Annotated in this window: 15 protein-coding genes; 11 read left to right on the forward strand and 4 right to left on the reverse strand. The window is 60.9% G+C overall.

The annotated features are described in order from the left end of the window. The first annotated feature begins 33 nt into the window (after positions 1-33). Together ACE3O2_RS05535 and speA are read left to right on the forward strand one after the other, a co-directional pair. The gene (locus tag ACE3O2_RS05535; RefSeq protein WP_374335477.1) at positions 34-1092 is read left to right on the forward strand and encodes a Gfo/Idh/MocA family protein; all 1059 of its coding nucleotides are present in this window, start codon (positions 34-36) and stop codon (positions 1090-1092) included. 176 nt (positions 1093-1268) lie between these two features. Then, a complete protein-coding gene (gene speA, locus ACE3O2_RS05540) occupies positions 1269-3161 on the forward strand; it encodes an arginine decarboxylase (protein WP_374335479.1) in 1893 nt (630 codons plus the stop codon). 25 nt (positions 3162-3186) lie between these two features. Here the strand turns inward: speA and corA are convergent, their stop codons facing one another. Genes corA through rpiA form a run of 4 tightly spaced genes read right to left on the reverse strand, consistent with a single transcriptional unit; the run spans position 3187 to position 7186 of the window. After that, positions 3187-4242: a magnesium/cobalt transporter CorA gene (corA, locus tag ACE3O2_RS05545; RefSeq protein ID WP_374335481.1), complete on the reverse strand. Its 1056-nt coding sequence runs from the start codon at positions 4240-4242 to the stop codon at positions 3187-3189. A 3-nt stretch (positions 4243-4245) separates the two neighbouring features. Then, entirely contained in the window at positions 4246-5721 is a 1476-nt protein-coding gene (ppx, locus tag ACE3O2_RS05550; protein ID WP_374335483.1) for an exopolyphosphatase, read from the reverse strand. Between the two features lie 22 nt (positions 5722-5743). Further along, positions 5744-6454 (reverse strand): phosphate signaling complex protein PhoU, encoded by a 711-nt coding sequence (gene phoU / locus ACE3O2_RS05555; protein WP_168876825.1) that lies wholly within the window; start codon positions 6452-6454, stop codon positions 5744-5746. 48 nt (positions 6455-6502) lie between these two features. Beyond that, on the reverse strand, positions 6503-7186 hold the full coding sequence (rpiA, locus tag ACE3O2_RS05560) for a ribose-5-phosphate isomerase RpiA (protein ID WP_374335486.1): 684 nt from the start codon (positions 7184-7186) through the stop codon (positions 6503-6505). Positions 7187-7322: 136 nt separating this feature from the next. On the opposite strand from rpiA, the gene ilvA reads away from it, so the two are divergent. The 9 genes from ilvA to ACE3O2_RS05605 all read left to right on the forward strand — a co-directional run. Next, the gene (gene ilvA, locus ACE3O2_RS05565; protein ID WP_374335488.1) at positions 7323-8852 is read left to right on the forward strand and encodes a threonine ammonia-lyase, biosynthetic; all 1530 of its coding nucleotides are present in this window, start codon (positions 7323-7325) and stop codon (positions 8850-8852) included. Positions 8853-8991: 139 nt separating this feature from the next. After that, a complete protein-coding gene (locus tag ACE3O2_RS05570; protein ID WP_168876827.1) occupies positions 8992-10143 on the forward strand; it encodes a D-alanyl-D-alanine carboxypeptidase family protein in 1152 nt (383 codons plus the stop codon). 7 nt (positions 10144-10150) lie between these two features. Continuing rightward, a complete protein-coding gene (locus tag ACE3O2_RS05575; protein WP_168876828.1) occupies positions 10151-10420 on the forward strand; it encodes a YbeD family protein in 270 nt (89 codons plus the stop codon). Further along, positions 10421-11095 carry a lipoyl(octanoyl) transferase LipB gene (lipB, locus tag ACE3O2_RS05580; RefSeq protein WP_374335491.1) on the forward strand — a complete coding sequence of 225 codons (675 nt, stop codon included), beginning with the start codon at positions 10421-10423 and terminating at the stop codon, positions 11093-11095. A gap of 20 nt (positions 11096-11115) precedes the next feature. Then, positions 11116-11703, forward strand: a complete 588-nt coding sequence (locus ACE3O2_RS05585) for an inorganic diphosphatase (RefSeq protein ID WP_374335493.1) — start codon at positions 11116-11118, stop codon at positions 11701-11703. A gap of 62 nt (positions 11704-11765) precedes the next feature. After that, positions 11766-12734 carry a lipoyl synthase gene (gene lipA / locus ACE3O2_RS05590; RefSeq protein WP_374335495.1) on the forward strand — a complete coding sequence of 323 codons (969 nt, stop codon included), beginning with the start codon at positions 11766-11768 and terminating at the stop codon, positions 12732-12734. Positions 12735-13607: 873 nt separating this feature from the next. Continuing rightward, positions 13608-15266, forward strand: a complete 1659-nt coding sequence (locus ACE3O2_RS05595; protein ID WP_374335497.1) for a ShlB/FhaC/HecB family hemolysin secretion/activation protein — start codon at positions 13608-13610, stop codon at positions 15264-15266. Between the two features lies 1 nt (position 15267). Beyond that, complete coding sequence (locus ACE3O2_RS05600) at positions 15268-15807, forward strand: toxin-activating lysine-acyltransferase (protein WP_374335499.1); 540 nt, start codon at positions 15268-15270, stop codon at positions 15805-15807. Positions 15808-15849: 42 nt separating this feature from the next. Beyond that, on the forward strand, positions 15850-20441 hold a 4592-nt coding region (locus tag ACE3O2_RS05605), incomplete at its 3' end, for a hemagglutinin repeat-containing protein (protein WP_374335501.1).

Below are 20441 nucleotides of genomic sequence, written 5' to 3' on the forward strand. Positions count from 1 at the left end.
CCTTGTCTTCTTTTGCTGCGGGTCTCCCTGCCCATGAACGTTTTCGACACCATCACTGACCGCAAGATCCGCTTTGCCTTGATCGGCTGCGGCCGCATTGCTGCTAATCATTTCGGCGCGCTGGAAACCCACGCGGACCGGGCTGAGCTGACCGATGTCTGTGATGTCGACCCGCAGGCGCTGGCTGCCGCTGTTGCCCGTACCGGTGCGCGCGGGCACAGCACGCTGGACGCCCTGTTGCGGGAAACCCGGGCAGACATCATCATCCTCACTACCCCGTCGGGCCTGCACCCGATGCAAAGTATGGCCTGCTCACAAGCTGGCTTCCATGTGATGACCGAAAAGCCGATGGCCACCCGCTGGGAAGACGGTCAGGCCATGGTCAAGGCGGCCGATCAGGCCGGCAAACGCCTGTTTGTAGTCAAGCAGAACCGCCGCAACGCGACGCTGCAACTGCTGAAGCAGGCCGTGAGCGAAAAGCGCTTTGGCCGTATTTACATGGTCAACGTCAACGTGTTCTGGACCCGCCCGCAGTCTTACTATGATTCGCATGCCTGGCGCGGCACCTGGGAGTTTGACGGCGGTGCGTTCATGAACCAGGCCAGTCACTATGTCGACTTGCTGGACTGGCTGGTCGGCCCGGTGGAGAGCGTGCAGGCCTATACGGCCACCCTGGCCCGCAACATCGAGGTGGAAGACACCGGTGCCGTCAGCCTGCGCTGGCGTTCTGGTGCCTTGGGCAGCATGAACGTCACCATGCTGACCTATCCGAAGAATCTGGAAGGCTCCATTACCATTCTCGGCGAAACCGGCTCGGTGAAGATCGGCGGTGTCGCCGTCAACGAGATCCAGCATTGGGAGTTTGCCACACCCCACCCGATGGACGAGCGCATTCACGATGCCAGCTACGCCACCACCAGCGTCTACGGCTTTGGTCACCCGCTGTACTACGATAACGTGATCAAGGTGATGCGTGGCGAAGCGGCCCCGGAGACCGATGGCCGCGAAGGCCTGAAGTCGCTCGAGCTGTTGATTGCCATGTACCTGTCGGCCCGCGACGGGCGCCGCATCAGCCTGCCGCTGGACTACTGACCGCGGCGTGGTGTCGTCCCGATACCACAGCCGAAACGGAACGGGCCCACCCCTGCGGTGGGCCATGATTTTTTCTCCCCATTGACATATCAGATTGCTACAATCGCGCCTCGACAGCATGGGGTGCGACGGCTTGGCCTGCGCACGATGTCGGTGAGTAACTTGAGGATGACATCATGACGTGGAGCGTGGCCCAAAGCCGGAGCGTATACGGTATCCGCCAATGGGGTGCCGGGTTTTTCGACATCAATGACCAAGGCCATGTGCTGGTGCGTCCGCACGGCAAAGGCGGGCATGCGCTCGACCTCTACACCCTGGCCGGTAGCCTGCGCCAGGCCGGACTGTCGATGCCCATGCTGGTGCGATTCCCCGACATCCTGCAGGCTCGTGTACGACAGCTGACCGGTGCCTTTGTCGAGAACATTGCCAAGTTTGGCTACCAGAATCAGTACACCGCGCTGTATCCAATCAAGGTCAACCAGCAAGAGCCGGTGATCGAAAGCATCATTGGTACCCAGCACGCCTCCATCGGGCTGGAAGCGGGTTCCAAGCCGGAACTGATGGCAGTACTGGCACTCGCCCCCAAGGGCTGCACCATCTGCTGCAACGGCTATAAGGACCGTGAGTTCGTCAAGTTGGCGCTGATGGGGCAGAAACTTGGCCACAATGTCTACATTGTGATCGAGAAGGAATCCGAGGTTCAGCTGGTGATTGATGAAGCCGCCAAGCTGGGCGTACTGCCTCAGGTAGGGGTGCGGGTACGCCTGTCATCGCTGGCGTCTGGCAAGTGGGCCGATACCGGTGGTGAGCGTGCCAAGTTTGGCTTGTCCGCCGCGCAATTGCTGTCGGTGGTACAGCGCTTCCAGCAAGCCGGGGTGGGCGATGGCGTGCGCCTGCTGCACTTCCATATGGGCTCGCAGATTGCCAATCTGGCGGATTACCAGTCGGGCTTCCGCGAGGCCATCCGCTATTATGCCGAACTGCGCGCGCTGGGCCTGCCCATCGACCGCGTCGATGTCGGTGGTGGCCTCGGGGTGGACTACGACGGCACTCACTCGCGCAATCCTTCGTCCATCAACTACGATCTGGACGAGTACGCGGGTCTGATCGTCAGCATGCTCAAGGAGTTCTGCGACGAGCACAGCCTGCCGCATCCGCACATCATGTCGGAAAGCGGCCGTGCGATGACGGCCCACCATGCACTGCTGATCGTCAACGTCACCGATGTTGAACGCCACGACGACAGTGTGCCGGCCCTGCTGCAGGATCCGGAGGCCGTGCGGGCGCAGCCGGAAATCATCCAGTGGCTGGTGGAGCTACTCGCGCAGAACGACATTGAAATGGCGACTGAGACCTACTATCGCGCCGCCCATTACATGAGCGACATCAGCAACCAGTATGCCGAGGGCAAGCTGACGCTGGCGCAGAAGGCACTGGGCGAACAGTGTTATTTCGCACTCTGCCGTCGCATGCTCACCCTGCTGCAGGCCACCCAGCGCTCACACCGCCAGGTGCTGGACGAGCTTCACGACAAGATGGCCGACAAGTACATCTGCAACTTCTCGGTGTTCCAGAGCCTGCCGGACACCTGGGCCATCAATCAGGTGCTGCCCATTCTGCCGATCCACCGGCTGGAGCAGGCACCGACCCGCCGCGCCGTGCTGCAAGACCTGACTTGCGATTCGGATGGCAAGATCAAGCAGTACGTCGACGAGCAGAGTATTGAGAGCAGCCTGCCGGTGCACGAAGTGGCGGAAGGTGAGGAATATCTGGTGGGCTTCTTCATGGTGGGGGCCTATCAGGAAATCCTGGGCGACATGCACAACCTGTTTGGCGATACCGACTCGGTCAACGTCTATATGGACGCCCAAGGCCAGATTCGCCATGCAGGGCTGGAAGTACACGATACCATCGAGGACATGCTGCGCTATGTGCACATGCAGCCTGACCAGCTGATGACCCGCTATCGGGACAAAGTGGCCTCGTCCAGCCTGCCGGATGAAGAGCGCACCGCGTATCTGGATGCCTTGCGGCTGGGATTGACGCGCTCGTCCTACCTGTCGGTCTGAGTCAGGTGATGGCGGCGGGCGCGGGCTACAGCCAGCGCCGCCGCCAGAAGAACAGCCCCATGCCGACTGCCACCAGCGCCATGACCCCCAGCAGCACATAGTAGCCCCAGCGCCAGTGCAACTCCGGCATGTGGTCAAAATTCATGCCGTAGATGGACGACAGCAAGGTGAGCGGCATGAAGATGGTGGTGATCACCGTCAGCACCCGCATGTCCTGGTTGAGTGCATGGCTGCTGACAGTGACATGGATGTCCAGAATGCCCGCCATCTGGTCACGCAGGGATTCCAGCGATTCCAGCGCATGAATGGCATGATCGTAAACATCACGCAGATAGAGCTGGGTTTCGGCCAGAAAGTAATCGCCATCGTCGCGGGTGAGGCCATTCAAGCATTCGCGTAATGGCCACAGCGAACGGCGCAGACAGCTGGCCTGCCGTTTGAGCTGGTAAATGGCCGCCAGCAAGCCGCTGTGCGAGCCCTTGCCCATCAGCTCATCTTCCAGCGCTTCGATCCGGTCGCCCAGCTTCTCGATCAGGGCAAAATGCTGGTCTACCACCGCATCCACCAGCGAGTACATCAGGTAATCCACGCCGCCTTTGCGCTGCTGCGGCTGCGCAGACAACAGACGTTCACGTACGCCGGAGAATTGGCCGCTGGGCTGCTCCTGGAAGGTCAACAGCCAGCCGCGCCCCAGCACAAAGCTGACCTGCTCGGTCTGCAGCTCGCCCTCGCTATCGTAACCATGCCGGTGCACCACCAGAAACAGGCAGTTGGGGTACAAGTCCAGCTTGGGGCGCTGCTCGGTATTGAGGATGTCTTCCAGCACCAGCGGATGCAAGCCATACCGTTCACCGATCTGGGTCAGCAGCTGGGTATCCTGCAGACCATAGACATTGAGCCACTGCTGTGACGGCAAACCCGGCTGGTCGAGTGCCGATAGCTGGCCATGGCGCGTCAGCTGCTGCTCGTCATAGCACAACAGGTCCAACCGGGGTTCGGTCTTGACCTCACCCACGTGCACCAGACTACCGGGCGGCAGGCCTGCCTTCTTTTGCCGTCCGTGCGGGCGGGCGCGCTTCACGCCTCAGTCCTTCACCTGCAGCTGGACGCCCACATCCCGCCAAACTTCGGCTTCCTGTACCAGCGCGGTGGCGGTCAGCGGGTGCTCCGCCAGCCAGTCCCCCGCCAGCTTCAGATTCACCTGCTTGCCTTGCTGGGTAAGCTGTACCGGCGGCATCTCCATGTCACGGCGGTTGCGGTGGAACAGCACCGCCAGCCGCAGGGCCATCACCTGTTCACGGAATAGGCCGGGCTGATTGAGCATCGCTTCATGCTTGCCCAACTTGCCACGGTGTGCCAGCGCCAGCTCAGACAACCGATGCTGTTCCGGGCGCGAGAACCCGGGCATGTCGGCATGTTCCAGAATATAGGCCGAGTGCTTGTGGTAGGCGGTATGCGATACCGAGAGGCCGATTTCGTGCAGCTTGCTGGCCCAGTCCAGCTGTTGCAGCGCGTGCTCATCCACCCGGTTGCCGCCCAGTTGCTGGCACAGCAGGCGCGACAGCTCGCTTACCCGCTGCGACTGTTTGACATCGACATGGTAGCGGCGCTTGAACTGGGTCACCGTAGTATCGCGCATGTCCTTGTGGTGGTGCCGCCCGATCAGGTCATACAGCACACCATCGCGCAGCGCCCCCAGGGTAATGCTCATTTGCTGAATACCCAGCTCGGCGAACACCGCGCGCATGATGGCGAAGCCGCCCGGCAATACCGGTGCACGGTCCTGCCGCAAACCATTGAGCTGCAACGCGCTGACACTACCCGCCTTGAGCAGGATCTGCTCCAGCTTTTCCATGCCTTCTGCGGTAATACCGGAGGGCGAGAGGTCATTCAACTCCAGAATGTCAGACAGCGAGCGCGCCGTACCTGAAGTGCCAATCGCCAGCTGCCACTCTTCCGGCCCGAACTCACCGGCAATGGCTTCCAGCTCGGAGCGGGCTGCCAGCGTAGCTTCCTGCAAGGCCGACTTGGTGATCTTGCCACCGGGGAAGTACTTCAGGCTGTAGCTGACGCAGCCCATGAACAGGCTTTCCATCTTCAGCGGCTTGTAATGGCTGCCAATGATGAATTCAGTCGAGCCACCGCCAATATCCACCACCAGCCGCTTTTCCCGGGTGGCCGGCAGCGAATGCGACGCACCCAGATAAATCAGCCGTGCTTCTTCCCGCCCGGCGATGATTTCAATTGGTACCCCCAGCGCGGCCTGAGCCTCGTCCATGAAGCTGCTGGCGTTCTTGGCCACCCGCAGGGTATTGGTGCCCACCGCACGCACCGCCTCCGGCGGCAACTGCCGCAGGCGTTCGCCAAAGCGCTTGAGGCAATGCAGCGCGCGCTTCATGGTGTCGGCATCCAGCGAGCCATCCGCCTGCAGGCCTGCGCCCAGCCGCACCGTATCTTTCAGCGAATCCAGCGGGTAGATCTGGTCATCGACCACCCTTGCCACCTGCAGACGAAAACTGTTGGAACCCAAGTCTACGGCGGCAATGGTGTCGAAGCTCAATGCGATCTCCTGCGAATAAGGCTCAGTTGTCGTTGTCGAGGGCCGCGCGTTCCGCGTCCGCCAGCGAGAGATGGCGGATGTCCTTGCCCTTGACCATGAATACTACATACTCTGACATGTTTTTGGCGTGGTCGCCAATTCGCTCGATGGCCTTGGCAATGGTGATGATGTCAATCGAGGTGGAAATGGTGCGCGGGTCTTCCATCATGAAGGTGATCAGCTGGCGGATGATGGCACGGTATTCTTCATCCACCTGCATGTCTTCTCGCACCACCTGCGCCGCTAGGCCGGCATCCAGCCGGGCAAACGCGTCCAGCGACTTGCGCAGCATGCGCAGCGCCAGTTCGGCCGCGTGCTTGATCTCGGTAAAGCGCGGCACCTGCACCCGGCCCGACTGGTAGATATTGCGGCTCATGCGGGCGATCTTCTCCGCCTCATCGCCAATACGCTCCAGGTCGGTAATGGTCTTGATCACGGTGAACACCATGCGCATGTCACCTGCCGTCGGCTGGCGGCGCGCGATGATGTGCTGGCATTCCTCATCCAGCTGCACCTCCAGCATGTTCACCTTGTGATCCAGGCTCACCACCTTGTCCAGCAGCGGCAGGTCGGCATTGGCCAAGCCATTCAGCGCGTCCTTGATCTGCTCTTCAACCAGCCCGCCCATCTCCAGTACGCGACCACGTACATGTTCCAGTTCCTGGTCAAACTGCTTGGAAAAATGCTCCGGCATGTGCGTCCCCTTGGGAGTACGGTGATAAATCGGCCTATGATGCCAGCCTTACATGACAAAAGTATTATCGCTGCGCACCACCCCATCCGGGGTGCCCAGCAGCAGTACATTGGCAGGCCGCAGGGCAAACAGCCCATTGGTGACCACGCCCGGGATCTGGTTGATCGCGGTTTCCAGCTTGATCGGCTCGGCGATGGTCAGGCCGTGTACATCCAGAATCCAGTTGCCGTTGTCGGTGACCACCCCCTCGCGCCAGGCCGGATGCCCGCCCAGCTTGACCAGCTCCCGTCCGACCAGACTACGTGCCATCGGGATCACCTCCACCGGCAGCGGAAATTGACCCAGCACCCGTACCTGCTTGCTGGCATCAGCGATGCAGACAAACTGCTTGCAGCACTGCGCCACGATCTTCTCACGGGTGAGCGCAGCGCCCCCGCCTTTGATCATTTGCCACTGGCCATTGATCTCGTCCGCACCATCGACATAAATCGGCATTTCGCCAACTGCAGTCAGTTCAAACACCCGGATGCCATGGGCCTTCAACCGTGCAGCAGAAGCTTCGGAGCTGGCGACGGCACCGTCGATGCGCTGTTTGATCTCTGCCAGCGCGTCAATGAAGTAATTGGCGGTGGAGCCGGTGCCGACACCCACCACCCAGCCGTCCTCGATGAAGTCGATGGCGGCACGGGCAGCGGCCTGTTTCTGCTGGTCTTGGGTCAGGGTAGCGCTCATGGATTTTCCGTCTGGTTACTGGGCATGGTGTAGTGCTTCTGTAACAGGGCACGGCCTGTTATGCTGCAGGGCAAGATGCGGATTTCAGCGCAACCTCCCGCCAAACAGACTCCATTATAGATTCAACAGGCCTACCGTGACTGCTTCGACCACCCAACCTTTCGATTATCTGGAAGCCATCCTGACCGCGCCGGTGTACGACGTGGCGATTGAAACCCCGCTGGATGAAGCACGCAGCTTGTCCCGCCGCCTGGGCCACACCGTACTGCTCAAGCGTGAAGACATGCAGCCGGTGTTTTCCTTCAAGATTCGTGGTGCTTACAACCGGCTGGCCCAGTTGAGCCCGGAGCAGCTGGCCTGCGGCGTGATTGCCGCTTCGGCAGGCAATCACGCACAGGGCGTGGCACTGGCGGCACAGACCCTCGGTTGCAAAGCCACCATCTGCATGCCCGCCACGGCACCGATGATCAAGGTAGAAGGGGTACGCGCTCGGGGCGCGGAGGTCATCCTGCACGGTGACAATTTCGACCTCACCAACCAGTATGCACAGCAATTGGCCCTTGAGCGCGGCGCAACCTTCATTCCGCCGTTTGACGACCCCTATGTGATCGCCGGGCAAGGCACGGTCGCCATGGAAGTACTGCGCCAGCGCAAGCATATGGACGTGATCTTTGTGCCGATTGGCGGCGGCGGGCTGGCTGCCGGGGTGGCGTTTTACGTCAAACGCCTGAAGCCATGGATCAAGGTGATCGGCGTCGAGCCCATTGAAGCCGCCTCGATGGCGGAATCCCTCACGGCGGGCGAGCGGGTGCGGCTACCCCATGTCGGCCTGTTTGCCGATGGTGTGGCGGTGCGCATGGTGGGTGAGCACTGCTTTGCGCTGTGCCAGCAGCATCTGGACGGGGTGATCCGGGTCAGCAATGATGAGCTGTGTGCGGCCATCAAGGATGTGTTTGAGGATACCCGCTCGATTCTGGAGCCCTCCGGTGCAGTCGCGATCGCCGGTGCAAAAGCCTGGGCCGCTGCCCATCCGGAGAGCCAGGGCATGACGCTGGTGGCAGTGGCTTCCGGGGCCAATATGAATTTCGACCGTCTGCGCTATGTAGCCGAACGCTCGGAAGTGGGCGAGGCCCGCGAGGCGGTGATTGCAGTCACCATTCCGGAACAGCCCGGCAGCTTCAAGTCCTTCCTGCAGCAGATTGGCAACCGTGCCATCACCGAGTTCAATTACCGCTACGCCGGCCCGGGTGCGGCGCATATCTTTGTTGGCGTACAGGTCGGCAACCGGGACGAGGCGCGCAATCTGGTCAGCCAGCTGTCCGCACAAGGCCATACCACGGTAGACCTCACCGACAATGAGCTGGCCAAGCTGCATATCCGCCATCTGGTCGGTGGTCGGGCGGACGTCGATAATGAGCGCCTGCTGCGTTTCGAATTTCCGGAGCGCCCCGGTGCCTTGCTGAATTTCCTGAACAGCATGAGCGCGGGCTGGAACATCTCCCTGTTCCACTATCGCAACCATGGCGCGGATTACGGCCGGGTGCTGGTCGGCATTCAGGTACCGTCGTCCGATCGCGCGGCGTTTCAATCCTTCCTGGATGCACTGGGCTACGAGTATCAGGAAGAAACGGATAACCCGGCCTACCGGCTGTTTCTGGCGTCCTGAGCACGGAATCTTTCGGCCCCTGCCCGGTCTGAACTGGCCAGACCGGGCAATAGCGGCAGCAAGGCCACCCTGCTTTCCGCTATAATGCCGTTTTTTTGCACACCGCCCTGCGGGCGGATCGCCGGAAGTTGTCGCGCCCATGAACCTGTTCCGCTCTCCCCTGATCACTCGCTCCCTGCTGTGGCTGGCCTGCCTGGCTGCGCCGCTGGCCCGTGCCGCGCTGCCGGTACCACCGCCGCCGCCCATCGCCGCCAAAGCCTATATCGTCACCGATTTTCAAACCGGTACGATGCTGGCCAGTGTGGACCCGGACAAACGCATTGAGCCTGCATCGCTGACCAAGCTGATGACCGCTTACCTCTCCTTCCAGGCTGTAAAGGAAGGCCGTCTGAAGCTGGACCAGATGCTGACGGTCTCCGAGAAGGCCTGGAAGGCGGAAGGCTCCCGCATGTTCATCAAGCCAAACTCACAGGTGAAGGTGGACGACCTGATTCACGGCATGATCATCCAGAGCGGCAATGATTCCAGCATCACGCTGGCCGAAGGCATCGCCGGCTCGGAAGAAGTGTTCGCCAACATGATGAACCAGACCGCGCAGAAGCTGGGCATGAAGTCGACCCACTTCATGAACAGCACCGGTCTGCCCGATCCACAGCACTACACCACGGCACGCGACTTGTCGCTGCTGGCCAGTGCCATCATTCGCGACTACCCGCAATTCTTCCCCATCTACAGCATGAAGGAATTCAGCTACAACAACATCAAGCAGCCCAACCGGAACCTGCTGTTGTGGCGTGATCCGAATGTGGACGGCATGAAGACCGGCCATACCGAATCGGCCGGTTATTGCCTGGTCAGCACCATGAAGCGCGATGGCCGTCGCGTGATTTCGGTGCTGGTGGGGGCCAGCAGTGATACGGTGCGCGCCACAGAAAGCCTGAAGCTGCTGAACTACGGCATCCAGTTCTTCGCGACCCCCAAGCTGTACAGCAAGGGACAGGTGCTGCAGCAGGTCAAAGTGTGGAAGGGTGAGCAGGAGCAAGTCTCGGTCGGCATGCCGCAAGACCTGTACATCAACCTGCCACGCGGTGCCGAAAAGCGCCTGAAAGCCCAGCTGGTGACCCAGCAACCGCTGACCGCCCCGATCGCCAGCGGCCAGGTGGTGGGCAAGCTGATGCTGTCCCTTGATGGTCAGGCCATGGGCACCTACCCGGTCGCCGCCATGAAGGCGGTACCGGAAGCCGGGGTGTTTGGCCGCATGTGGGACAGCATGAAGCTGTGGTTTGAGTGAGGCCGCCATGTCCAATACTGAAGACACCCTGCTGACCTTCCCCTGTGCCTTCCCCCTGAAGATCATGGGCGTGCGGCAGGATGATTTTGCGCAGACCATTGTCGCCGTGGTGCTGCAGCATGCGCCGGATTTTGATGCCAGCACCGTGGAAATGCGCGCCAGCAGCAGCGGCAACTACCTGTCGCTCACCTGCACCGTCAATGCCACCTCCAAGGCTCAGCTGGATGACCTGTACCGGGCCCTGTCCAGCCACCCCCTCGTCAAGGTGGTGCTGTAAATGGATCTGCTGGTCCGTCGCTTTGGTGTGATGCCGTTTGAGCCGGTATGGCGGGCCATGCAGGATTTCAACACACGCCGCAGCGCCGACACACCGGATGAGGTCTGGCTGCTGCAGCATCCGCCCATCTACACCCTGGGCATGGCCGGCAAACCGGAACACCTGCTGCAGGCCAGCGATATCCCGCTGCTGAAGATCGACCGTGGCGGCCAGATCACCTATCACGCTCCCGGTCAGATCATTGCCTACCTGCTGCTGGACCTGAAACGCCATCAGCTGGGCGTCCGCGAATTGGTCCGCAAAATGGAGCAGTCCGTGGTAAACTTGCTGCGCAATCATGGTGTTAGCGCTCACGGCGACGATGCTGCGCCGGGCGTTTATCTGGAAGACGGCGCCAAGATTGCGGCGCTGGGGCTGCGCGTGCGGCGCGGCTGCAGCTACCACGGGCTGAGCCTGAATGTGGACCTCGACCTGACCCCGTTTGGCTGGATCAACCCCTGTGGCTATCAAGGCATGGCGGTCAGCCGGACAGCCGACCTCGGCGTGAACACCCCGCTGGATCAATTGCAGGAAGAATTGCTGCTGATGTTGCACCAGACCATTACCCCGACCTGTCGTTTACAGGCCGCTGCCGCTACCCTGCCGCAGCTGCCGGAACCCGTAGCTTCCGTTTAACCTCTTGAGCTGGAATCCACATGGCCAACATTGACCACAAACCGTCCAAGTACATGCTGAACCTGCTGCACGTTCTGCCGGCTTTTGCCGAGCGTGACAGCCTGCGCCTGAACGCCCTGATCGAAGTCAGCGCCGGCAGCATCAACAAGTACGAAATCATCACCGAGAGCGGCCAGCTGAAGCTGGACCGTGTGGGTTTCTCCTCGCTGGCCTACCCGGCCACCTACGGCTGCATCCCGTGCACCTGGGACCATGACGGCGACCCACTGGACATCGTGATCGTGAACGTGACCGAAGCCCTGGTACCGGGCTCGCTGGTGGAAGCCCGCATCATCGGCGTGATGAAGTTTGACGACGGCGGCGAAGTGGACGACAAGATCATCGCCGTACTGGCCGACGACAAGCGCGTGGACCACATCAAGACCATCGACGATCTGGGCGACTACTGGAAGAAAGAAAACCAGTACTACTGGGAACACTACAAAGACCTGAAGAAGCCTGGCACCTGCAAGGTAAACGGCTTCTTCAGCCCAGACGAAGCCGTCAAGATCGTTGACGAATGCATTGAACGCTACAACGTGGAATACCTGCCGAAGTTCGCCGAGTAACACGCTGTACCTGCCCCCGTGCGCCCAATCGCCACGGGGGTGACTGCCCTCTGGAAACTGCCATGTCTGCCCCCACCGAAGCCAAACCCGCCAGCAAACCTGTTGGTGTCAAACTCAAAGGCGAAGGCAAAACCTCGCGCATCCCGATCAAGATCGTGCCGCTGGAAACGCCGCTGAAAAAGCCGGACTGGATTCGCGTCAAATCACCCAACAGCGCACGTTTCCACGAGATCAAGGACATCCTTCGCGAACAGAAACTGCACACCGTGTGTGAAGAAGCCAGCTGTCCGAACATTGGCGAATGCTTTGGCAGTGGCACCGCTACCTTCATGATCATGGGCGACATCTGTACCCGCCGCTGCCCCTTCTGTGATGTGGGCCATGGCCGCCCCAACCCGCTGGACCCGAACGAGCCGCGCCACCTGGCCGAGACCGTAGCCAAGCTGCGCCTCAAATACGTGGTGATCACCAGCGTGGACCGAGACGACCTGCGTGACGGTGGTGCCCAGCACTTTGTAGATGTCATCCAGGCCGTACGCGAGCTCTCCCCCACCACCCAGATCGAGGTGCTGGTGCCGGACTTCCGCGGCCGCATGGACCTGGCGCTGGATGTGCTCTCACGCGGCACCCCCGACATCATGAACCACAACCTGGAAACCGCGCCGCGCCTGTACAAGCAAGCCCGCCCCGGCTCCGATTACGCCCACTCGCTGCAACTGCTGAAAACTTTCAAGGAACGCTTCCCGCACATTCCCACCAAATCCGGCATCATGGTCGGCCTGGGCGAAACCGATGAAGAAGTGTTCGAAGTGATGCGCGACATGCGTGCCCACAACATCGACATGATCACCATCGGCCAATACCTGCAGCCCTCCAGCCACCACCTGCCGGTCCTCCGCTACGTCACCCCGCAGCAGTTCAAGGTGTTCGAACAAGCCGCCTACGACATGGGCTTCAAACACGCCGCCGTCGGCGCCCTGGTCCGCTCCAGCTACCACGCCGACCAACAAGCCCACGGTGCCGGGGTGTAGTGTGAGCGATCAGAATTAAATGCGAAAATTTAGAAAGGAGTGCGAAAGTTCAGTTTATGGCTTCGCATTCCTTTCTATGAAACCCTATCATTTACAATGACTTAACCGAAATTTGCCACTGAAGGAGGATGCGCCTTCAAGCCCAGCCAGGCCCTTGCGCCTTGCCGCCTTTCCCGAAGGGAATACTGCATGGCGTATTGACTGGTTTGGCGATCTGGCCTTTCCGAATCGTCATCTCCGACGGCAGCAGCCCTCGGTCTTTGTTCACATGTCGTCGGTCATTGACCCTGATGCCCTGGCGAATCCCTCCATACTACTCAACCCTGCCGCGACTGACTTCGCCAAAGGTCAGATGGGTCGCTGGGTTTCTGTCGGAACGCTTGCACTACTACGTGTCGGTGATGTCTGGCAAAACCAGCTGTTGGTTTGTCGATCTGCCTGACAACTTGAAACCTTTCCACACTTTCAGATCCTCCTTGTGGCATCGGTGCTGATCAAAACCGGGTGTTGCAAATGACACTCTCCACCCGTCCTAAAGTACAGGTCTACCGGGCGGGTCTTTTTAAAGCCCATAGACATTCTCCGCATACGCATCACTGCGTAGCGTCAGGTCATCTCCAATACCAGCAAGCCCCGCAGGCAAGCAGACGCATGCTTTTCGCTGTAGCCCTTTCCTTCTTCCATCACCTCGAAGCGAGAGCCCGGACTACGTACCCGTCTGGGGCGTATCACACTTTTTAACAAATTTGTGCCGTGCAACAGGTAAAATGCTCTTTGAATACAAATATCCATAATTCATAGCATTACTCTTTTAAAAACATGACAGTACGACAACTTACCTATCGCCATCTGGCGAAGGGGCTGGTTCTTTTTATGCTGATGTATGCAGCAACCAGCCAGGCAAACACTACCGATAGCAAGGTGAATGATCAGCTGATGCAGCAGGAGGCATTACGGCAGAAACAGCTGCAACAGCAGCAGCAATCCGAGCCGAATGTGCGACTGAATCCGGCTGTGGAGGTCCCTCTGCACTTCCCGGAGCAGGAGTCTCCCTGCTTTCCCATCCAGCAAATTGAACTGACCGGTGCAGATGCAGGGCTGTTTGCTTGGGCACTACAAGAGACGCTGGCGGCAGACCCGACTATTCGCGGGCATTGTCTGGGAACAGAAGGCATCAATGTGCTGATGCGCATGGTGCAGAACCGTATTGTGCAGCGTGGCTTTGTCACCACCACGGTGCTGGTAGCCCCGCAAGACCTCAAATCTGGCACCTTGCAGTTGCAAGTGCTGGCCGGGCGTATTCACCAGATTCGCTTTGCCGAAGGCACGGATCCTCGTGCCCACCTGCTGACCGCCTTGCCAATGGGGCAAGGTGATGTGCTGAATCTGCGGGATATCGAGCAGGCATTGGAGAATTTCAAGCGGGTGCCAACCGCAGATGCCGACATCCAGATCGTGCCCGCAGAGCAGCCAGGCGAGAGTGACCTGCTCATTCAGTGGAAGCAGGCCTTCCCGTTCCGATTGAGCTTCTCGGCAGACGATAGCGGTAGCCGCGCTACCGGCAAGTATCAAGGCAGCATGACCTTGTCGTGGGATCACGCTTTTACACTGAACGACCTGTTCTATGTCACAACCGGGCGCGAGCTGGGCGGTACACAGACCCAGCCCAGCGGTAACCGGAGTTATACCGTTCACTATTCCCTACCGCTGGGTTACTGGCAGCTGGGGATCACCACCAATCAATATCGCTACCACCAGCAAGTGCTCGGAACCCATCAGCAGTACCAGTATGCCGGTTTGAGCCGTGGTACAGACTTGAAACTGTCACGGGTGATTGCGCGGGATGCGACGGGAAAGACCACCCTGTTCCTGCGCGGCTACCAGAAAAGCAGCCGCAACTTTGTTGATGATACCGAAGTACAAGTGCAGTACCGGCGCACGGCTGGATGGGAGCTGGGGCTGCAACACCGAGAGTTCATCGGCAGCGCCACACTGGACGGCAGCGTGAGTTACCGCCGTAGCACAGGGGCCTTCTCGTCCCGCCCGGCCCCGGAAGAGGCCTTTGGCGAAGGCAGCTCGCGTCCGGCGGTGGTGCAGGCATCGCTCTCGCTGGAGCAACCCTTCAAGCTGGGGGATCAGGCATTCCGCTTGGGCAGTGAGCTACGTGGACAGTGGAACCGTACCCTGCTGGCACCGCAGGACCGTTTCAGCATTGGCGGGCGCTACACGGTGCGCGGCTTTGATGGCGAATACAGTCTGACCGGGGATCGAGGCATCCTGTGGCGCAACGAGCTGGGTTGGCAAACCGGTGCGGGTTTACCCGAACTCTATCTGGCGCTGGACCTGGGGCGCGTGGACGGCCCGTCCAGCGCAAATGGGCTGGGTCATACCCTGATCGGCAGCGTTGTAGGCATACGCGGCGCCTGGCGGGGCTTGCAGTACGAGTGGTTTGTTGGCAAGCCCGTCCGCAAGCCCGCAGGCTTCATTACCCGCCGGCATGTGACCGGTTTCTACCTGAGCTGGAGCCTGTGACATGCTGACCTTTGACGGCATCGACCTGATCGCCCCGACCCTGTTTGACCAGCCTTGCCCTGAGGTGGAAGCGCTGGGTGCCACGGTGTGGTTGTGGATGCACTCAGCAGCACATCGGGATGCACCCTTGCATACCCTGCCGACCTTGCTGCTGCCCACCATCAAGTCCGGCCAGTTTGTACTGGGCATCGAAGCAGGCAAGCCGGTGTTCTATCTGTCCTGGGCTGCCTTTGATGCAGACGCCGAGGCTCGTTACCTGCAACTGCCGCGCATTCATGTACGCGAGGCCGACTGGTGTTGTGGTGATCGCCTCTGGATTCTGGACTGGGTGACGCCATTTGGGCACAGCCGGATCTTGCGGCGCTTGGTAAGACATGTGCTGATGCCACAAAACTGCATCAGCTGGCTCTACCACAAAGGCGTAGATCGGGGCGGGCTAAGCGTCATGCGCAGCCATGGCGCTCAAGTGAGCCGGGCTACTGCGCAAGCCTGGTTTACACAGCACCCGCTGCCCATAGCCTTGCCGGAGCGCTGGCTTTAAGCCCTGCCTATTCGAATTCTGATATCTGACAACTGATCCAATATGAACAAGAACCTGTATCGCCTGGTATTCAATCAAGCCCGCGGCCTGCTGATAGTCGTAGCCGAAATCGCCCGCCGCAGCCACGGCCAGGCGGGTAGTGGCGAAGGCAGCGGCGCAGGGCAGCGGCCCGGGCCGGCCCTGCGGATGCGTTTGCTGAGTGTCAGCACCGCGCTGGCCTTGGGCAGTAGCTGGCTCAGCCTGCCCGCGGGTGCCGAGATGATTGCTGACCCGAATGCCCCGGCCAATCAGCGGCCCACCATCATCAACGCCGGTAATGGCGTGCCGGTGGTCAATATCCAAACGCCAAGCGCGGCAGGGGTATCCCGCAACACCTACAGCCAGTTCGACGTCAATCCACAAGGGGTGGTACTCAACAACAGCCGTGCACCGGTACAAACCCAGCAGGCCGGCTGGGTGGACGCCAACCCGTGGCTGGCCAATGGTACCGCCCGTATCATCCTCAACGAAGTAAACAGCAATCAGCCCAGCCTGTTGCGTGGTTTCATCGAAGTCGGTGGTAGCCGTGCACAGGTGATCGTCGCCAACCCGGCCGGGATCACCTGCGATGGCTGCGGCTTCATCAATGCCAACCGTGCCACCCTGACCACCGGCATCCCGCAATGGAGTGGGGGCGACATCAGCGGCTACCGTGTAGAAAACGGCTTGATCCGCATTGAAGGTGCCGGGTTGAACAACCGCAATGTGGACTACACAGACCTGCTGTCCCGCGCCATCGTGCTGAATGCGGGGCTGTGGGGGCAAGAGGTGCGGGCGATCACCGGCAGCAATCAGATCAGTACCGACCTCAGCCAGGTCACCCCGATAGCGGCCTCCGGCAGCACCCCCAGCTTCAGCCTGGATGTCGCCCAATTAGGCGGCATGTATGCGGGCAAGATCCGGTTGGTGGGTACCGAAGCCGGTGTGGGGGTACGCAACGCCGGCACGCTGCAAGCCAGCGCGGGCCAGTTTGTGGTGACGTCAGAAGGCAAGCTGGAAAACAAGGGCACGCTGACGGCGCAAGGTGCACTGGAGGTCACGGCGCGTCAAGGACTGGAGAACAGCGGGGCCGCTGTGATCAGCGGTGCAACAGAAGTCAGCCTCAAGACGGATGGTACGCTGGACAACAGCGCCCGTATTTACGGTAGCAAGGTATCGGTACAGGCAGACCAGTTGCGGAACCGCTCGGTTGCAGGTCAGGCCGGGGTGATTGCTGCGCATGAGCAGCTGGAGATCGGTGCGCGGGAGCTACATAACCAGGACCATGCGCTACTGCTGAGCGAGCAGGATCTGCACGTAGGCCGCACGCTGGATGCACAGGGCCTGGCCACCGGCCAGGCTGATGTGCTCGCCAACCACAGCGCCACGCTGGAAGCCACGCGGGACATGACGCTCAAAGCGCGCCAGATCGACAACATCAACGACAACATCACCACCAGAATGGGCGCGGCCACCCAGACCACCGTCGATGAATACCAGCTGGATGGCTCCCCCAACCGCTATCAGCGCAATGAAGTGGGGATTGGTCGTAACGACCCCAATGAAGACATCAGCTATCTGTATGCCCCGGATGGCAGCGGCGACAGCTGGAACCATTACAACTACGTCCGCACCACACAGTCCACCGAAATCGCCAGCACCGACCCGGGCCGCCTGCTGGCCGGGGGCAAGCTCACCATTGAGGCCGACACCCTCAATAACGACAACAGCCGCATCATGGCGGGGGGAGACCTGCTGGTCACCGCCACCACCATCCACAATACTGATACCGCAGGCACTCGCACCATCAGCGACAACGGCACGGCAGAGCACTACTACCGCATCCAGAACAAGGGGCACGATAGTCAGGGCATCAGCACCGCAGCCTACGCCCCGCCCACCACGGTACAAAGCATCACCATGGGCGCGGCTGTCTACCAAGGCAATGCCGGGCTCACCGCCGTTACCGCTGCAGGCAGCGGCGGCTCGGTCAGCAACAATGCCCTGTTCCAGGTCAACAATGCCCCCACGGCCCATGCCCTGATCGAGAGCGACCCACGCTTTACCAGTTACCGCCAATGGCTCTCCTCTGACTACATGCTGGAGCGCCTGCGCCTCTCCCCGGAAAACATGCACAAGCGCCTGGGCGATGGCTTCTACGAACAGCGCCTGGTACGCGAGCAAGTGGCGCAGCTCACCGGTCGCCGCTTCCTCGATGGTTATGCCAATGACGAAGCCCAGTATCGCGCGCTGCTGGAGCAAGGCGCCACCTACGCCCAGCAATGGCAGCTACGCCCCGGCATTGCGCTCAGTGCGGCACAGATGGCCCGCCTGACCAGCGACATGGTCTGGCTGGTCGAGCAGCAGGTCACATTGGCCGATGGCAGCCAGCACACCGTGCTGGTGCCCCAGCTCTACCTGCGCCCCCGCCAGGGTGAACTGAACGCCCAGGGCGGGCTGATGAGCGGGCTCAACCTGCGCCTCAACGTCAGTGGCGATGTCATCAGCAGCGGCCAGCTCTCCGGCCGTCAGGCCCTGGCGCTCAACGCCGACAGCGTTCGCCTGCTTGGCGGGCAACTGGACGGTAACAGCGTCAACGTCAACACCCGTAGCGATCTGGAGCTGCAAGGCGGCCGCATCCTTGGCGAACAATCGGTTGACCTGCAAGCCGGGCGTGACCTGATTGCCAACAGCAGCACCCGCACCCAAAGCAATGCGCAGGGCAGCCGCACCAATATCGACCGCGTCGCGGGCATCTATGTCAGCAATGCCCAGGGCAACCTCAACGCCCACGCCAACCGCAACCTCACGCTCAACGCCACAGAAGTGGCCAACACCGGCACACTGCCCACAGCGGGCGAAGTGGAAGGCCCCGCAGCAGGCCGCATCCGCCTGAGCGCAGGCCAGCAGCTCACCCTCGGCACCGTCACCGAACAAGCCAGCCACAGCATCGTCTGGAATGGTGACAACTGGCGCAAGGACGCCAGCAGTCAGCAGGTGGGCAGCCAGATCCACAGCCAGGGCGATATCCAGCTGATTGCCGGAACCGACCTCACCAGCCGCGCAGCCACCGTCAGCAGCGATGCTGGCGCCATCCAGGTACAAGCCACCGGCAACGTCAATATCCTCGCCGGAGAGCAAACCCGCGCGCTGGACGAAGGCCACAAGGTCAAGGGCAGCAACGGCCTGCTCTCGCGCAAGACCACCACCACCCACACCACGCTGAGCGAGACCACGGCAGTAGGCAGCACCTTCAGCGGCGATACCGTGCAGATTCAGGCCGGGCAGGATGTCCACATTCAGGGCAGCCAGGTCGGCTCCACCTATGGTACGGAGATCACCGCCGGTCACAATCTGATCATTGATGCAGCCAGCAACGAGCAGACACAAACCACCTTCAAGGATGTGCAAAAGTCCGGCCTGTTTGGCACTGGCGGCATCGGCTTCACCATCGGCAAACAGCAGCAAACCAACGACACATTGACCACCACTACCACCGCAACCGGCAGCCTGATCGGCAGCACCGAAGGCGACGTGGTACTGCGTGCCGGACAGCGCTACCAGCAAGTGGGCAGCGATGTCGTGACCGGCAGCGGCGATATCCAGATCGAAGGCAAGCAGGTCAGCATCACCGAAACCAGCGAAAGCCGCCACAGCGAGCAGAACAGCAAGTTCAAGCAAAGCGGCCTCACCGTCACCCTCAGCAACCCGGTGCTGAGCGCGGCTCAGACCGTGAGCCAGATGAGCAAGGCCAGCAAGCAGACCGCAGACCCCCGCATGAAGGCGCTGGCCGCCATCACCGCCGGAGCCGCCGTCTACAATGCGGTCGATGCCGTCCAGCAAAACCCCGGTCAGGCCGGTGGCATCAGCATCAGTATCAGCATTGGCAGCAGCAAGAACGAAAGCCACAGCGTTGAAGACCAGCGCAACAGCCGAGGCTCCACCGTCAAATCCGGTGGCGACCTCAGTATCGTCGCACGCGGCGCAGGCCAGCAAAGCGACCTCACCGTACAAGGCAGCCAGCTCAAAGCCGCGGGGGACCTCACCCTCAGCGCCGAGCACGACCTCAACCTGCTCGCCGCCCGCAACAGCAGCGACAGCCACACCACCAGCAGCGGCAAGAGCGGCAGCATCGGCATCGCCTTCTCGCTCGGCGGTGAGAAAAACGGCTTCTCCATCAATGCCGGCGGCAGCAAATCCAAAGGCCAGAGCAATGGCAACGACGTCACCTGGGTCAACACCCAGGTTGAGGCGGGCAAGCAGCTCACCCTCAAAGCCGGACAAGACACCAACCTGATTGGTGCCCAGGCCAAAGGCCAGCGCATCGTCAGCCAGACCGGCGGCAACCTCACCATCACCAGCCTGCAAGACAGCAGCGACTACCACAGCCAGAACAGCAGCAGCAGCTTTGGTGTCAGCCTGTGCATTCCGCCCATCTGCGCCGGGGCTTCCAGTGTCAGCGCCAGTACCAGTCGCAGCAAGCTCAACAGCACCTGGCAGAGTGTCACCCAGCAAAGTGGCCTGTTGGCCGGAGATGGCGGCTTCGACGTGCAGGTCGGCCAGCACACCCAGCTCAATGGCGCGGTGATTGCCAGTACCGATGCTGCCGTACGCCA

The organism is Leeia sp. (assembly GCF_041909055.1).
GTDB classification, from domain to species: Bacteria; Pseudomonadota; Gammaproteobacteria; order Burkholderiales; family Leeiaceae; genus Leeia; species Leeia aquatica.

Coding starts and splice junctions, on each gene's coding strand:
- ACE3O2_RS05585 (WP_374335493.1), top strand. CDS start 11,116: ATGGCCAACATTGACCACAAACCGTCCAAGTACATGCTGAACCTGCTG.
- ACE3O2_RS05600 (WP_374335499.1), top strand. CDS start 15,268: ATGCTGACCTTTGACGGCATCGACCTGATCGCCCCGACCCTGTTTGAC.
- lipA (WP_374335495.1), top strand. CDS start 11,766: ATGTCTGCCCCCACCGAAGCCAAACCCGCCAGCAAACCTGTTGGTGTC.
- rpiA (WP_374335486.1), bottom strand. CDS start 7,186: ATGAGCGCTACCCTGACCCAAGACCAGCAGAAACAGGCCGCTGCCCGT.
- ACE3O2_RS05575 (WP_168876828.1), top strand. CDS start 10,151: ATGTCCAATACTGAAGACACCCTGCTGACCTTCCCCTGTGCCTTCCCC.
- ACE3O2_RS05535 (WP_374335477.1), top strand. CDS start 34: ATGAACGTTTTCGACACCATCACTGACCGCAAGATCCGCTTTGCCTTG.
- ACE3O2_RS05595 (WP_374335497.1), top strand. CDS start 13,608: ATGCTGATGTATGCAGCAACCAGCCAGGCAAACACTACCGATAGCAAG.
- ACE3O2_RS05570 (WP_168876827.1), top strand. CDS start 8,992: ATGAACCTGTTCCGCTCTCCCCTGATCACTCGCTCCCTGCTGTGGCTG.
- lipB (WP_374335491.1), top strand. CDS start 10,421: ATGGATCTGCTGGTCCGTCGCTTTGGTGTGATGCCGTTTGAGCCGGTA.
- phoU (WP_168876825.1), bottom strand. CDS start 6,454: ATGCCGGAGCATTTTTCCAAGCAGTTTGACCAGGAACTGGAACATGTA.
- speA (WP_374335479.1), top strand. CDS start 1,269: ATGACGTGGAGCGTGGCCCAAAGCCGGAGCGTATACGGTATCCGCCAA.